Source organism: Paraconexibacter sp. (genome assembly GCF_059438195.1).
Window position 1 is genome coordinate 38693 of sequence record NZ_JBLKKY010000027.1, and the last position, 13653, is coordinate 52345.

General features: G+C 73.4%; 13 protein-coding genes and 1 pseudogene. 12 read left to right on the forward strand and 2 right to left on the reverse strand.

Annotated features, from left to right (window positions below):
- The first annotated feature begins 40 nt into the window (after positions 1-40).
- Genes ACME2J_RS11100 through purL form a run of 4 tightly spaced genes read left to right on the forward strand, consistent with a single transcriptional unit; the run spans position 41 to position 4074 of the window.
- Positions 41-928: a phosphoribosylaminoimidazolesuccinocarboxamide synthase gene (locus tag ACME2J_RS11100; RefSeq protein ID WP_495544979.1), complete on the forward strand. Its 888-nt coding sequence runs from the start codon at positions 41-43 to the stop codon at positions 926-928.
- On the forward strand, positions 925-1179 hold the full coding sequence (purS, locus tag ACME2J_RS11105; RefSeq protein ID WP_495544980.1) for a phosphoribosylformylglycinamidine synthase subunit PurS: 255 nt from the start codon (positions 925-927) through the stop codon (positions 1177-1179). The genes ACME2J_RS11100 and purS overlap by 4 nt, the downstream gene beginning before the upstream one ends.
- Positions 1176-1841, forward strand: coding sequence for a phosphoribosylformylglycinamidine synthase subunit PurQ (gene purQ / locus ACME2J_RS11110; protein WP_495544981.1), 666 nt, complete (start codon positions 1176-1178; stop codon positions 1839-1841). The genes purS and purQ overlap by 4 nt, the downstream gene beginning before the upstream one ends.
- On the forward strand, positions 1834-4074 hold the full coding sequence (gene purL, locus ACME2J_RS11115; RefSeq protein WP_495544982.1) for a phosphoribosylformylglycinamidine synthase subunit PurL: 2241 nt from the start codon (positions 1834-1836) through the stop codon (positions 4072-4074). The genes purQ and purL overlap by 8 nt, the downstream gene beginning before the upstream one ends.
- Here the strand turns inward: purL and ACME2J_RS11120 are convergent.
- The gene (locus ACME2J_RS11120; protein WP_495544983.1) at positions 4044-4970 is read right to left on the reverse strand and encodes a helix-turn-helix domain-containing protein; all 927 of its coding nucleotides are present in this window, start codon (positions 4968-4970) and stop codon (positions 4044-4046) included. The genes purL and ACME2J_RS11120 overlap by 31 nt on opposite strands.
- A 119-nt stretch (positions 4971-5089) precedes the next feature.
- Here ACME2J_RS11120 and ACME2J_RS11125 point away from each other — a divergent pair, with 119 nt between their 5' ends.
- From ACME2J_RS11125 to ACME2J_RS11160, 8 genes are all read left to right on the forward strand, one after another.
- Positions 5090-5551 carry a pyridoxamine 5'-phosphate oxidase family protein gene (locus ACME2J_RS11125; RefSeq protein ID WP_495544984.1) on the forward strand — a complete coding sequence of 154 codons (462 nt, stop codon included), beginning with the start codon at positions 5090-5092 and terminating at the stop codon, positions 5549-5551.
- Complete coding sequence (locus tag ACME2J_RS11130) at positions 5548-6105, forward strand: methyltransferase (RefSeq protein WP_495544985.1); 558 nt, start codon at positions 5548-5550, stop codon at positions 6103-6105. Before ACME2J_RS11125 ends, ACME2J_RS11130 begins: the two co-directional genes overlap by 4 nt.
- A gap of 126 nt (positions 6106-6231) precedes the next feature.
- Positions 6232-7701 (forward strand): amidophosphoribosyltransferase, encoded by a 1470-nt coding sequence (gene purF / locus ACME2J_RS11135; RefSeq protein ID WP_495544986.1) that lies wholly within the window; start codon positions 6232-6234, stop codon positions 7699-7701.
- Between the two features lie 30 nt (positions 7702-7731).
- Complete coding sequence (gene purN, locus ACME2J_RS11140; protein WP_495544987.1) at positions 7732-8331, forward strand: phosphoribosylglycinamide formyltransferase; 600 nt, start codon at positions 7732-7734, stop codon at positions 8329-8331.
- A gap of 10 nt (positions 8332-8341) precedes the next feature.
- Positions 8342-9931 carry a bifunctional phosphoribosylaminoimidazolecarboxamide formyltransferase/IMP cyclohydrolase gene (gene purH / locus ACME2J_RS11145; protein WP_495544988.1) on the forward strand — a complete coding sequence of 530 codons (1590 nt, stop codon included), beginning with the start codon at positions 8342-8344 and terminating at the stop codon, positions 9929-9931.
- On the forward strand, positions 9931-10335 hold the full coding sequence (locus ACME2J_RS11150) for a RidA family protein (protein ID WP_495544989.1): 405 nt from the start codon (positions 9931-9933) through the stop codon (positions 10333-10335). Before purH ends, ACME2J_RS11150 begins: the two co-directional genes overlap by 1 nt.
- 82 nt (positions 10336-10417) lie before the next feature.
- A complete protein-coding gene (locus ACME2J_RS11155; RefSeq protein WP_495544990.1) occupies positions 10418-12109 on the forward strand; it encodes a DEAD/DEAH box helicase in 1692 nt (563 codons plus the stop codon).
- Positions 12110-12544: 435 nt separating this feature from the next.
- Positions 12545-13303, forward strand: a complete 759-nt coding sequence (locus ACME2J_RS11160) for an alpha/beta fold hydrolase (protein ID WP_495544991.1) — start codon at positions 12545-12547, stop codon at positions 13301-13303.
- Between the two features lie 9 nt (positions 13304-13312).
- On the opposite strand, the pseudogene ACME2J_RS11165 reads toward ACME2J_RS11160, so the two are convergent.
- A pseudogene (locus ACME2J_RS11165) lies at positions 13313-13653 on the reverse strand (hypothetical protein); the annotation flags it as partial.

Below are 13653 nucleotides of genomic sequence, written 5' to 3' on the forward strand. Positions count from 1 at the left end.
GAGGGAGCCCCCGCCGCCACGCTCGCTAGCATCGGACCACGTGAGCACCTCCCTCGCCGACCTGGCCCTCCTCCATCGCGGCAAGGTCCGCGAGATGTACGACCTCGGGGACGACCGAGTCCTCATGGTCGCGAGCGATCGCATCAGCACCTACGACGCGATCCACCCGACGCCGATCCCCGACAAGGGCAAGGTCCTCACGGGCCTCTCCGCCTTCTGGTTCGAGCGCACGAAGGACATCTGCCCGAACCACGTCCTCAGCTACACGGAGGGCGTGCCTGCCGAGGTGCGCGGCCGCGCGGCCGTCGTGCGGCGGCTGCGGATGCTCCCGATCGAGTGCATCGTGCGCGGCTACATCACGGGGTCGGGCTGGAAGGACTACCAGGCCTCCGGCGAGGTCTCCGGCATCGCTCTGCCCGCCGGCCTCCAGGAGTCGCAGAAGCTCCCCGAGCCGATCTTCACGCCGTCGACGAAGGCGGAGGAGGGCGAGCACGACGAGGCGATCGACTTCGAGCAGTCGGTCGCGGCGGTCGGCGACCGCGGCGTCGTCGAGAAGCTGCGGGAGCTCTCGATCGCGCTCTACACCGCCGCGGCCGACCTCGCGGCCGAGCGGGGCGTCATCCTCGCCGACACGAAGTTCGAGTTCGGGCTCGACGAGAACGACCAGATCGTCGTCGGCGACGAGGTGCTCACGCCCGACTCGTCCCGCTACTGGCCGGCGGACACCTACGAGGTGGGCCGGGGGCAGCCGAGCTTCGACAAGCAGTACGTCCGCGACTGGGCGACGGGCACCGGCTGGGACAAGAAGCCGCCCGCCCCCGCGATCCCCGACGACGTCGTCGACGGCACGCGCGCCCGCTACGTCGAGGCCTACGAGAAGATCACCGGCGAGTCGTTCGACGCCTGGCTGCAGAGGACGTCGGCGTGAGGGCGCGCGTCCTCATCCGGCCGAAGGCGGGCATCCTCGACCCCCAGGGCGTCGCCGTCGAGCAGGCGCTCCCCGCGCTCGGCTTCAGCGGCGTCAGCGACGTGCGCGTCGGTCGCATGGTCGAGCTCGAGATCGACGACCCGGGCCAGCTCGAGTCGCTCTGCGAGAAGCTCCTCGCGAACACCCTCATCGAGGACTTCGAGATCGTCCAGGACACGGGCGCGGGCGAGGCGGGGAGCACGTCGTCGTGAAGTTCGGCGTCGTCCGCTTCCCCGGCACCTGCGACGACTTCGACGCGCGCGACGCCGCCGCCCACGTCGGCGAGGCGGTCCTCCTCTGGCACGGGGACCGCGACCTCCAGGGCGTCGACGCGGTCATCGTCCCCGGCGGGTTCTCCTACGGCGACTACCTGCGGGTCGGGGCGATCGCGCGCTTCGCGCCGGTGATGGACGAGGTCGTCCGCTTCGCCCGTGAGGGCGGGCCGGTCCTCGGCATCTGCAACGGCTTCCAGATCCTCTGCGAGGCGGGGCTGCTCCCCGGGGCGCTCCTCCCGAACACGGGGCGGCGCTTCATCTGCCGGCAGGTCGACCTCCTCGTCGAGCGCCGCGACACGATGTTCACCTCCGCCGCCGAGACCGACACGCTCTCGATCCCGTCGAAGCACCAGGCGGGCCGCTACTACGCGCCCGAGGCGATGCTCGACGCGATGGAGGCGAACCGCCAGGTCGTCCTGCGCTACGCGCCGGGCGAGAACCCGAACGGCTCGCTGCGCGACATCGCCGGGGTCTGCAACGCCGAGGGGAACGTCATGGGCCTCATGCCGCACCCCGAGCACGCGGTCGACGAGATCTGCGGCTCGACCGACGGCCTCGTCCTCTTCCGCTCGATGGCGGAGGCGGTCGCGCGTGTCTGACTCTTCCAGCGCGCACACCGTCCCCGGCGTCGAGCAGGCCGTCGCGCTCGGCCTCACCCGCGACGAGTACGCGCTCGTCTGCGAGAAGCTCGGCGGCCGCGAGCCCAACGAGGTCGAGCTCGCGATGTTCTCGCTCCTGTGGAGCGAGCACTGCGCCTACAAGCACTCGAAGAAGCTGCTGCGGACGCTGCCCACCGAAGGGCCGGCGGTCTTCATGGGGCCGGGGGAGAACGCGGGCGCGGTGCGCGTCGGCGACTCCGGCCTCGTCTGCGCGTTCAAGGTCGAGTCGCACAACCACCCGAGCGCCGTCGAGCCCTTCCAGGGCGCGGCGACGGGGGTCGGCGGCATCCTCCGCGACATCTTCGCGCTCGGGGCGCGGCCGATCGCCGTCCTCGACGCGCTGCGCTTCGGCGAGCCGACGAGCGAGCGGTCCCGCTACCTCCTCGACCGCGCGGTGGCGGGCATCGGGCACTACGGCAACTCGATCGGCGTGCCGACGATCGGCGGCGAGGTCTACTTCGAGGGCCCGTACGAGACGAACTGCCTCGTCAACGCGATGGCGCTCGGCCTCGCCGACGAGGAGCGGATGATCCGCTCGGCCGCGGCGGGCGTCGGGAACGTCGTCGTCCTCTTCGGCGCCTCGACCGGCCGCGACGGCATCGGCGGCGCGTCGGTCCTCGCGAGCGCCGAGCTCGGCGAGGCCGATGACGACAAGCGCCCGACCGTCCAGGTCGGCGACCCGTTCGAGGAGAAGAAGCTGCTCGAGTGCTCGCTCGAGCTGCTCGAGCGCGGCCTGCTCGTCTCGCTGCAGGACCTCGGCGCGGCCGGTCTCACGTCGAGCGCGTCGGAGATGGCGAGCAAGGGCGAGGTCGGCATCGACATCGACGTCGCGAAGGTCCCGCTCCGCGAGGCGGACATGGAGCCCTTCGAGATCATGGTCTCCGAGTCGCAGGAGCGGATGCTCTGCGTCTGCACGCCCGAGGTGGTCGACGAGGTCATCGCGATCACCGACAAGTGGGAGGTCCACGGGACGGTCATCGGGACGGTGACCGACACCCGCGCGATGCGGATCTTCGAGAACGACGAGCTCGTCGGGGACATGCCCGTCACCGCGCTCGTCGACGACTGCCCCGTCTACACGCTCGCCCCGGAGAAGCCGTCCGCGCCGCTCTACCCGGCGCCGGAGGCGACGCTCGCGGCGGGCTCCGCTCCGCGCGACACCCTCCTCGCGCTCGTCGGCTCGCCGAACATCGCCTCGCGGCTGCCGCTCTTCGAGCAGTACGACTGGCTCGTCCAGTCGCGGACGGTCCGCCGCCCCGGCGAGGCCGACGCGGCGGTGCTCAAGCTCGAGGACGGCAGCGGCCTCGGCGTCTCGATCGACTGCAACGGCCGTCGCGTCGCCGCCGACCCGTACCGCGGCACGATCGAGGCGGCGCTCGAGTGCGCGGCGAACCTCGCGTGCGTCGGGGCGAAGCCGCTCGGCACGACGAACAACCTCAACTTCGGCAACCCCGAGAAGCCCGAGATCGCCTGGCAGCTCACCGAGTCCGTCCGCGGTCTCGGCGAGGCGTGCCGCGCGCTCGAGGCGCCGATCGTCGGCGGCAACGTCTCGCTCTACAACCAAGGCCAGACCGGCCCCATCTACCCGACGCCCGTCGTCGGCATGGTCGGCGCGCTCCCCGACGTGCGCCGCGCCGGGCGGCTCGGCTTCGCCCGCGAGGGCGACGCGTGGGGCCTCGCCGGCTGGAACGCGCTCCCCTCGCTCGCCGCGAGCGAGCTCGCCAAGCTCCGCGGCGAGCCGCTGCCCGACGGTCTCCCCGAGGTCGACGTCGAGCACGTCCTCGCCACGCTCGACGCGATCCGCGACGCGGTGCGGTCCGGTGAGCTCTCGAGCGCGCACGACGTCGCGGAGGGCGGCTTCCTCGTCGCGGTGGCCGAGTGCTGTCTCGCGGGTGGCATCGGCGCCTCCTTCGACCCGGCATCCTCCGGTGCCGAGGGCGGCGGCGTCGAGGGCGAGACGACGGACGCGCTCCTCTTCGGCGAGCGGCCGGGCGGCTTCATCGTGAGCGGTCCGCGCGAGGCGCTCGACCGCCTGGGCGAGACGATCCCCGTCGACGTCTTCGGCACCGTCGGCGGTGACGAGCTCGACGTCGCGATGGGCGACGTGCGCTTCTCGGTGGGTCTCGGCGAGCTGCGCGAGGCCTACGACGCGCTGCGCCCGCTGTTCCGGTAGGCGGCCATCTCCCACAGGATCGGGTCGTCGGGGACATCGGGCTCCGGCGCGCCGAGCTCGGCGAGGCAGCCTGCGAGGGCCTCGCGGCGCACGGCGCCGAAGGTGAGGACGTGCGCGACGACGCCGCCGTAGGTGAACGACTGCGGCGGCTCGCAGAGCGCGTCCACGAACGCGTCGTCCCAGGCGCCGCTCGCCGCGAGGCGGTCGACGATCCGGCGGAAGCGCGGCGCGACGTGGTCCCATCGGCCGAGGCGCTCCCCCTCGGTGGGCGGCGGGAAGTCCTCGCCGGCCATCGCCGCGACCCACATCTCGAGCGCCGCGACGAGCCGCTCGGCCATGAGCCGGGCGGTGGGCTCCGGGCCCTCGAAGGCGAGCACGACGAGACCGGGGCGCAGCTCGCGGTCGAGCGCATCGCCGGGGACGCCCTCCGCGAGGGCGAGCAGCGCCCGCGTCCGGTCGAGGTGGTGCCCGAGGAGACGCCCCGAGACGTCGAGCCCGCGGTGCGGCGCCCCCGGGACGAGGAGGCCGGCCGGCGCGTGGAAGCGGATGCCGTTGGGGGCGGGGAGGGCGACGTCCGCGCCGCTCTCGGCGAACGCGCTGGGCGGCATGCCGTACGCCCGGCCGAACGCACGCGAGAAGGCGGCGAGCGACCCGTAGCCCGCCGCGGCGGCGATCGTCCCGGCGGGCGCGTCGGTGTGCCGCAGCTGCCACGCGCCGCGCTCGAGGAGGAGGCGGCGCCGGAGCGCGACGGGGGTCTCGCCGGTCGCGGCCGCGAGGAGCCGGTCGAGGTGGTCGCGCGAGAAGTGCGCGCGGCCGGCGAGCGCCCGCCCGTCCGACGACGGGTCGTCGAGCGAGTCGACGACGAGGTCGATGAGATCGCGCAGGCGGTCGGTCACGGCCCCGCATCATCCCGCCCTCCTGACGAAACTCACGATGAGGGTGAGTCTCGTCAGGAGGGTTGATCGATTTCGACGTGTCGGCGGCCCGCCGGGCCGCGGCGCGCTTTCCTCTCGCCATGGCGTCCTGGAAGGAGTTCGAGAGCGCGGCCCCCGACCTCGCCGCGCGCGTGCGCGAGCGCCTCGACGCGCACGTCCACAAGACCCTCGCGACGCTGCGCCGTGACGGGTCGCCGCGCATCAGCGGCACCGAGACGCAGTTCCGTGACGGCGAGCTGTGGATCGGGTCGATGTCGCAGGCGCTCAAGGCGCGCGACCTCCAGCGCGACCCGCGCTTCGCCCTCCACAGCGGCAGCGACGACCCGCCCGCGTGGCCGGGGGACGCGAAGCTCGCCGGCCTCGCCGTCGAGGTGACCGACCGGGAGACCGTCCTGCGTCTCAACGGCGAGGCCGCCGAGGACGGCCGCTCCCACCTCTTCCGCCTCGACATCCGCGAGGCCTCGACCGTGCGCGTCGACGGCGACGAGCTCGTCGTCGAGGTGTGGACGGCCGACGGCGGGACGCGGATGATCCGCCGGTGATCGTGCCCGCCCCCCGCGACGCGTTCCGGCACGCCTGGGCGGCCGACGTCCTCGCCCCTGCGCCCGACGCCCGGGTGCTCGAGATCGGGTGCGGACCCGGCGTGACCGCCTCCCACGTCCTCGCCCGGCTCGGACCCGCCGGGCGCCTCGAGGGGGTCGACCGCTCGGAGGTCTCGGTCGCCCGCGCGGCGCGCCGCAACGCCGACGCCGTCTCCGAGGGCCGCGCCGCGTTCCACGTCGTGGAGATCGGCTGGGGCGCCGACGTCCCGGGGGCGCCGTTCGATCTCGCCTACGCGTTCAACGTCGCGCCGCTCACCCGGGACGGCGGCAGCGGGCTCGACGAGGTGCGCGCCGTCCTGCGCCCCGGCGGCGTCCTCGCGATCCTCGCCCAGCAGCCGGGCTGGGCCGTCGACGGCGCCGATGCCCGCGCCCGGGCCGCGGAGACGCTGCGGGCGCGCCTCGAGGCCGCGTCGTGGACCGTCCTCGCCGCGCACGAGGCGCCCGCCGCCGCCGACCACTCGCTCGCCGTCGTCGCCCGCCGCCCACCCGGCTGATCCCCGCAACGAGCGGGGTCGTCCCCTCTCCCGGGCGGCTGCCGGAGAAGATCATCCCGGGCCGCTGCTACCGTTGTGGGCGAGTCGCCTCACGGCTCACTTCTCATGTCCAGCGCTCCTCTTCCCATGGCGGACACGCCCGAGCGCGAGGGACCGCGCGACGAGTGTGGGGTGTTCGGGATCTACGGCCCGGACCACGACGTCTCGCGCCTCGCCTACTTCGCGCTGTACGCGCTCCAGCACCGCGGGCAGGAGTCCGCGGGCATCGCCGCCGCCGACGACGGCGGCTACATCATCACCCAGCGCGCGCTCGGCCTCGTCTCGCAGGTCTTCAAGGAGCACGACCTCCGCGCGCTCGGCGGTGACCTCGCGATCGGCCACGTCCGCTACTCGACGACGGGCTCGAACGAGTGGGAGAACTCGCAGCCCGTCCACCGGTCGGCGGGCTCGGGCGGCAACCGGCGCGAGCTCGCGCTCGCCCACAACGGCAACCTCATCAACGCCGTGGAGATGCACGCGAAGCTCCGCGCGCAGGACGTCACCTTCTCCTCGACGTCGGACTCCGAGATCATCGCCGCCGCTCTCGCGAGCCATCCGGCCGAGACGATCGAGGACGCCGTCGCGGCCGTCGTCCCCCAGCTCAAGGGCGCGTTCTCGACCGTCGTCATGACGAACGACCGGGTCATCGCCTTCCGCGACGCCGCGGGCGTGCGCCCGCTCGCCCTCGGCCGGCTCGGCGAGGACACGTGGTGCGTGGCGAGCGAGTCGTGCGCGTTCCTCACCATCGGCGCCGAGTACGTGCGCGACGTCCGCCCCGGCGAGATGGTCGTCCTCAGCAAGGCCGGCCTCGAGAGCCGCGAGATCGCCTGCGATTCCGCCCAGCGCGAGGCCTTCTGCGTCTTCGAGTACATCTACTTCGCCCGGCCCGACTCGCTCATGGGCGGCACGCGCCTGCAGATCGCCCGTGAGCGCATGGGCGAGGTCCTCGCGCGCGAGGCGCCCGCGCCCGGCGCCGACCTCGTCATCCCGGTGCCCGACTCGGGCAACCCGGCCGCCCGCGGTTTCGCGCGCGGGTCGGGCATCCCGCACGGCGAGGGCTTCGTCAAGAACCGCTACATCGCGCGCACCTTCATCCAGCCGGGGCAGGAGCTCCGCAAGCACGGCCTGCGGCTGAAGTTCAGCCCGCTCCCCGAGGTCGTCGAGGGGAAGTCGCTCGTCGTGGTCGACGACTCGATCGTCCGCGGCAACACGACCCGCCAGATCGTGCAGATGCTCCGCGACGCGGGCGCCCGCGAGGTGCACATGCGCAGCTCGGCGCCGCCGATCAAGCATCCGTGCCACTACGGCGTCGACATGTCGACGCGCGAGGAGATGGTCGCCCACGGCCGGACGGTGGACGAGGTCGCCGAGCACCTCGGGTGCGACTCCCTCGCCTACATCTCGCTCCCGGGCGTGTACGAGGCCGTCGGCGGCTCGCCGGACGTCCACTGCGACGCGTGCTTCTCCGGCAGCTACCCGCTCGCCGGGACGCTCGACTCGAAGGGCAAGTTCGCCCTCGAGAACGCCCTGCCGCTCGTCCAGCCCGCCGCGCGCTGAGGCCCGTCCCGACCCGATGACCGGCGTCGCATGAGGGTCGTCGTCCTCGCCTCCGGAGAGGGGACGAACCTCCAGGCGCTCCTCGACCGCGTGCACGGCCACGAGGGCGTGTCGATCGTCGGCGTCGCCGGTGACCGCCCGGACGCCCGTGCCCTCAGGCGGGCGCAGGAGGCCGGGGTCGCGACCGCGGTCTTCCCGCGCGACGCCTACCCCGACCGCGCGGCCCGCGACGCCGCGCTCGCGGCGCAGGTCGCCGCCTGGGAGGCCGATCTCGTCGTGCTCGCCGGGTACATGGCGCTCCTCGGCGCCGGCTTCGTCGAGCGGTTCGAGGGCCGCATCGTCAACGTCCATCCGTCGCTGCTGCCGGCGTTCCCGGGCCTGCGCGCGATCGAGCAGGCGATCGACCACGGCGTGAAGGTCGCCGGCGTCACCGTCCACCTCGTCGACGAGGGCGTCGACACGGGGCCGATCCTCGCCCAGCGCGCGATCGACGTGCCGCCCGGGTGCGACGCCGACGCGCTCCACGACCTCCTCCGCCCGCTCGAGCACGACCTCCTCTGCGGGACCGTCCTCACCTTCGCGCGGGGCGGGGCGGCCGCCGGCCCGCCGTCGCGCGCGTCCGGCGCGTAGATTGCGGGGCATGGCGCAGACGAGTCCGGACGAGGCCCTTCCGACCCCCGACGCCGTGAAGGTGCGGCGCGCGCTGCTCTCGGTGAGCGACAAGCGCGGGATCGTGGACTTCGCCCGCGGCCTCGCCGAGCTCGGTGTCGAGCTCGTCTCCACGGGCGGCACGGCACGCGAGCTCTCCGCCGCCGGTCTCGACGTCCGCGCGATCGAGGACTTCACCGGCTTCCCCGAGATGATGGACGGCCGCGTGAAGACGCTGCACCCGCGCCTCTACGCGGGGCTGCTCGCGATCCGCGACGACGAGTCGCACGTGTCCGCTGCCCAGGAGCACGGGATCGAGTTCGTCGACCTCGTGTGCGTCAACCTCTATCCCTTCGAGCGCACCGTCGCCCGCATCGACGTCAGCGACGCGGACGTCATCGAGAACATCGACATCGGCGGGCCGACGATGATCCGCGCCGCCGCGAAGAACCACGCCTACGCGGCGGTCGTCGTGAAGCCCGAGAGCTACGACGCGGTCCTCGAGGAGCTGCGCACGAGCGACGGCGCCCTCTCGGCGTCGACGCGGCGAGAGCTCGCCGCGGAGGCCTTCCACGACACGGCCCGGTACGACACCGCGATCGCGCGCTGGTTCGCGGAGCGCAACGGCGATCTCCCGCCGCTCCTCGTCCGCGCCTACGAGAAGGTGACCGACCTCTCCTACGGCGAGAACCCGCACCAGCGCGGCGCGTACTACCAGCAGATCGGGGAGCGGACGCACCTCCTGTCGATGGTCCGCCAGCACCACGGCAAGCAGCTCTCCTTCAACAACCTCCTCGACCTCGACTCCGCGCGGTCGATCATCCGCGACTTCGAGACGCCCGCCTGCGTCATCGTCAAGCACAACAACCCCTGCGGCGCTGCGACCGCCGGGACCGCGCTCGAGGCCTACCGCGGGGCGTTCGAGTGCGACCCGCTCAGCGCCTTCGGCGGCGTCATCGCCATCAACCGCCCGGTCGACGCCGAGCTCGCCGAGGCGCTCCACCAGCAGTTCATCGAGGTCCTCATCGCTCCCGGCTTCAGCGAGGACGCCCTCGCGGTCCTCACGCAGAAGCAGAACGTGCGCATCCTCGAGGACGAGGAGAAGCGCCACGTCGCGCTCGGCGGCGTCGAGGTGAAGCAGGTGCACGGCGGGATCCTCGTCCAGGACCGCGACCAGGTCCTCCTCGAGCGCATCGGGATGGAGGTCGCGACGAAGCGCGAGCCGACCGAGGAGGAGTGGCAGAACCTCCTCTTCGCGTGGGCGGTCGGCAAGCACGTGAAGTCCAACGCGATCGTGCTCGCGCAGGACGGGGCGACCGTCGGCATCGGGGCCGGCCAGATGAGCCGCGTCGACTCCGTGCGCATCGCGGTCGAGAAGTGCCGGCGCGACACGCTCGAGGGGGCGGCGATGGCCTCGGACGCCTTCTTCCCGTTCGCGGACGGTCCCGCGCTCGCGATCGAGGCGGGCGTGCGCGCGATCATCCAGCCGGGCGGCTCGGTGCGCGACGACGAGGTCATCGCGGCCGCCGACGAGGCAGGCGTCGCGATGGTCTTCACGAAGCGCCGGCACTTCCGCCACTGATGGCCGGCGTGCAGCGCTTCGGCTCCGGCGGCCCGTACGAGGAGTCGATCGGCTACTCGCGGGCGGTGCGCATCCCCGGCCCGCCGGACCTCGTCCTCGTGAGCGGCTGCACCGCGATCGGCGAGGACGGCCTCATCGTCGGCGAGGGCAACCCCTACCTCCAGGCGCGCGAGGCGCTCGCGAACGTCGAGCGCGCGCTCGCGCTCGCCGGCTGCATGCTCGCCGACGTCGTCCGCACGCGGATGTTCGTCGTCGACATCACCCGCGGCGAGGAGGTCGGCCGCGCCCACGGCGAGGTCTTCCGCGACATCCGGCCCGTCGCGTCGATGCTCGGGACGACCGGCCTCCTCGACCCGCGGCTGCTCGTGGAGATCGAGGCCGAGGCGGTCGCGCCGACCTCGTGAGGATTGGCACGAGCGCCCATGCGGCGCGTGTTCATCGGGTCGTTCGGACCCGTCCGATCCGTCCCGCAGGATTCCGCCTTCCGTGACCGCGTCGACGACCGCTCCCGTCCCGTCCACCGGCCTGCGCGACTGGCAGCTCCGCGCCCTCGAGGCGATGGAGCGCTGGGAGACCGGGTCGTTCCTCATCGCCGCCGCGCCGGGCGCCGGGAAGACCCGGCCGGCCCTCGAGCAGGCCCGCAGGATGCTCGCGGCGGGGACGGCCCAGCGCGTCGTCGTCGCCTGCCCGACGGGTCCCCTCACGCGCCAGTGGGCGGAGGCGGCGGCGCGGCTCGGCGTCCACCTCGCGCCGGACTCCGACGAGCTCGTGCCGCCGAAGGACTTCCACGGCATCGCCGTCACGTACGCGCGCATCGCCTCGTCCGGGGCGCGGTGGGCGCGCGACTGCACGCCGGGCACGCTCGTCATCGCCGACGAGGCGCACCACCTCGGTGAGGAGCTCGCGTGGGGTGAGGGCTTCGACGCCGCGTTCGGCCGCGCCGTGCGCTGGCTCCTCCTCAGCGGCACGCCGTTCCGGTCCGACGCGAGCGCGATCCCGGGCATCAGCTACGACGGCGAGGGCGTCGCCGTGCCGGACATCAGCTACGGCTACTCCGCCGCCGTGCGCGACGGGGTCTGCCGCCCGGTCGCCTTCATCACGTACGACGGGACGCTCTCGTGGCGGTCGGGCGACGACGTCATCGAGGCGGGCTTCGACACCGTCCTCACCGGCCGGGAGGCGAGCCGGCGCTACCGCACGGCGATCTCGACCGAGCTGCCCGACGGGCTGCCGCGCATCCTGCGGGAGGCGCACGCGAAGCTCCTCTCGGTTCGGATGGAGGGCCACCGCGACGCCGGCGGCCTCGTCGTCGCCGCGGATTCCGGGCACGCGAAGCAGGTCGCGAAGCTCCTGCGCGAGGTGACCGGCAAGCCGCCGACCGTCGTGCTCCACACGGAGGCGCGGGCGTCCGAGAAGCTCGCCCGCTTCACCGAGAGCAAGGACGAGTGGATCGTCGCCGTGAACATGGTGAGCGAGGGCGTCGACATCCCGCGCCTGCGCGTCGGCGTCTACGCGAGCGCGGCGAAGACCGCGATGATCTTCCGGCAGATCGTCGGGCGCTTCGTGCGGACGATCCCCGGCCGGCCCGCGGAGATGAGCTACCTCTACCTGCCGGCCGATCCCGTCCTCCGGATCCACGCCTCCGAGGTCGAGGACGAGGTCGTCCCGTACCTCCGTCGCCGCGAGGAGCCGGAGGACGGCGAGCTGGACGAGCGTCCCGAGCGCCGTGAGACCGAGCGGTCGGAGGCCGAGGAGTTCATCCCCGTCGCCGCCGACGTCGCGCCGCAGATGACCCTCTTCGGCGGGCCCGCGCCCGCCGAGCCCGCGAAGCCGGCGGCGTCGGCGCCCGCGGCCAGCTCCGGCGGCATGTCCGCGAGCGAGACGATCATCCCGGCGCTGCCGCCGCTGCCGGGTGAGGGCGCCGCGGACGCGGCGGATGCCGCGTCGTCGATCCCCGCCTACCAGCGCCGCAAGATCCTGCGCGACAAGCGCCACGGCCTCGTCAACGACCTGCGTCGCAAGGACGGCCGCTCGCCGCAGGAGATCAACGCCTGGCTCAACCGCGAGACCGGCGTCACCCAGGTGAAGGACGCGACGATCGAGCAGCTCGAGCGCTCGATCGACCTGCTCGTGGATGCGCTCAGCCGCGGTGGTGGCCGGCGGCGGGCGGCGCGGTAGGCCGCGCTGACGGAGAGCCCCGACCTCGGAGGCCGGGGCTCGGAGTGGGCCGCCTGGGACTCGAACCCAGAACCAACGGATTAACCTGCCGCACCGGCTTTCACCGGCCGCCGCACCGCGGTGCGGGTTGCGGTCTGGACCATCTCTTCACCCTCGACTCGACGTTAGGGTGGGCGGCGTATGGCCTCTGAGGGCTCGCCCCCGAAGGGGATTGCCTGCTGATCGCCCAATCCTGGAGATTGTCACCGCGATGGGTACTCCAGGCTCTCAGGGGGTCCCAGCACACAGCCGCCGACATACCAGCGGTTTCCCTGACTGGCGCTCCTTTGCGTTGAAGTCCGCTGCTCTACCGATTGAGCTAGCAGCCCTGCGGGGGAGCGTACCGAGGGGAAGGCGACGGCACAGTTGCGTGATGCAATCGACTAGCGTGCGCACATGCGCGCCCCCGTCCTCCTCCTCCACAGCGGCGGCATGTCGTCGCGGCAGTGGCGGCGCCTCGCCGCCGCGCTCGGCGAGGATCGCACGGTCCACGCCCCCGATTTCGTCGCCCACGGATCGCGCGCCGGCGAGACGCCGACGACCGGCGACCCGCTCGCTCACGACGTCGCGATGATCGTCGCCGCGCTCCGCGGCCTCGACGCGCCCGCCGACGTCGTCGGCCACTCCTACGGCGGCATGGTCGCTCTCCTCGCGGCCCGGGACGCGCCGGGCGCGGTCCGCCGGCTCGCGCTCTTCGAGCCGGTCGCCTTCGGGGTCCTCCACGATCCGCCCGCCGACGACGAGGCGCTCGCCGACCTCGCGCGCGTCACCGGCACCCCGGTGTGGGACGCTCCTGGCCCTCCCTCGGAGGAGTGGTTCCGTGCCTTCGTCGACTACTGGAGCGGCACGGGCGCGTGGGACGCGCTCGGCGAGCCGGTCCGAACCGGGTTCCGCGACGGCGGGCGCACGCTCGTCGACGGCGCCCATGCCCTCACCGCCGAGCGGACGCCGGCGTCGGCGCACGCCGAGCTCGACCTCCCGTGCCTGCTCCTCGGCGGCGACTCCTCGCCGCTCGCGATCCGCCGGGCGGCGGACCGCCTGGAGGCGGCGCTGCCCGACGTCCGCCGAGAGACGATCGCGGGCGCGGGACACATGGGACCGCTCACCCACGCCGACGACGTGAACGCGCGCGTGCGCACGTTCCTCGCGGGCTGACCGGCCCCGTCACACGGCGGCCTCCGCCGCAGCCGGCGGGTCATCGTCGGCAGGAGGGTGCAGCGAGCGCCAATGCCCGAGCGACGCGCTCGTCCGGCGCCGGTGGCAGTTCGCGCAGCGGACCTCGCACTTCGCGATCTCGGCGGCGACCGTGGCGAGAGAGCTGCCACGGTGCGCGAGCGTCGACACGTTCGCGCGCTTGTCGCCGATGTGATCGAAGTCGAGGACGACAAGGTCGCGTTCGCCGCAGTCGGCACAGCCGCGTGCGACGAGCGAGCTGTACGCGAACATCTGATTGCGCGCCTTCGGCGTGCCCCGAGCGGCAAGGTCCTCTCGCCAAGTCGGCGAGG

Coding starts and splice junctions, on each gene's coding strand:
- ACME2J_RS11125 (WP_495544984.1), top strand. CDS start 5,090: ATGGCGTCCTGGAAGGAGTTCGAGAGCGCGGCCCCCGACCTCGCCGCG.
- purF (WP_495544986.1), top strand. CDS start 6,232: ATGGCGGACACGCCCGAGCGCGAGGGACCGCGCGACGAGTGTGGGGTG.
- purN (WP_495544987.1), top strand. CDS start 7,732: ATGAGGGTCGTCGTCCTCGCCTCCGGAGAGGGGACGAACCTCCAGGCG.
- purH (WP_495544988.1), top strand. CDS start 8,342: ATGGCGCAGACGAGTCCGGACGAGGCCCTTCCGACCCCCGACGCCGTG.
- ACME2J_RS11150 (WP_495544989.1), top strand. CDS start 9,931: ATGGCCGGCGTGCAGCGCTTCGGCTCCGGCGGCCCGTACGAGGAGTCG.
- ACME2J_RS11160 (WP_495544991.1), top strand. CDS start 12,545: ATGCGCGCCCCCGTCCTCCTCCTCCACAGCGGCGGCATGTCGTCGCGG.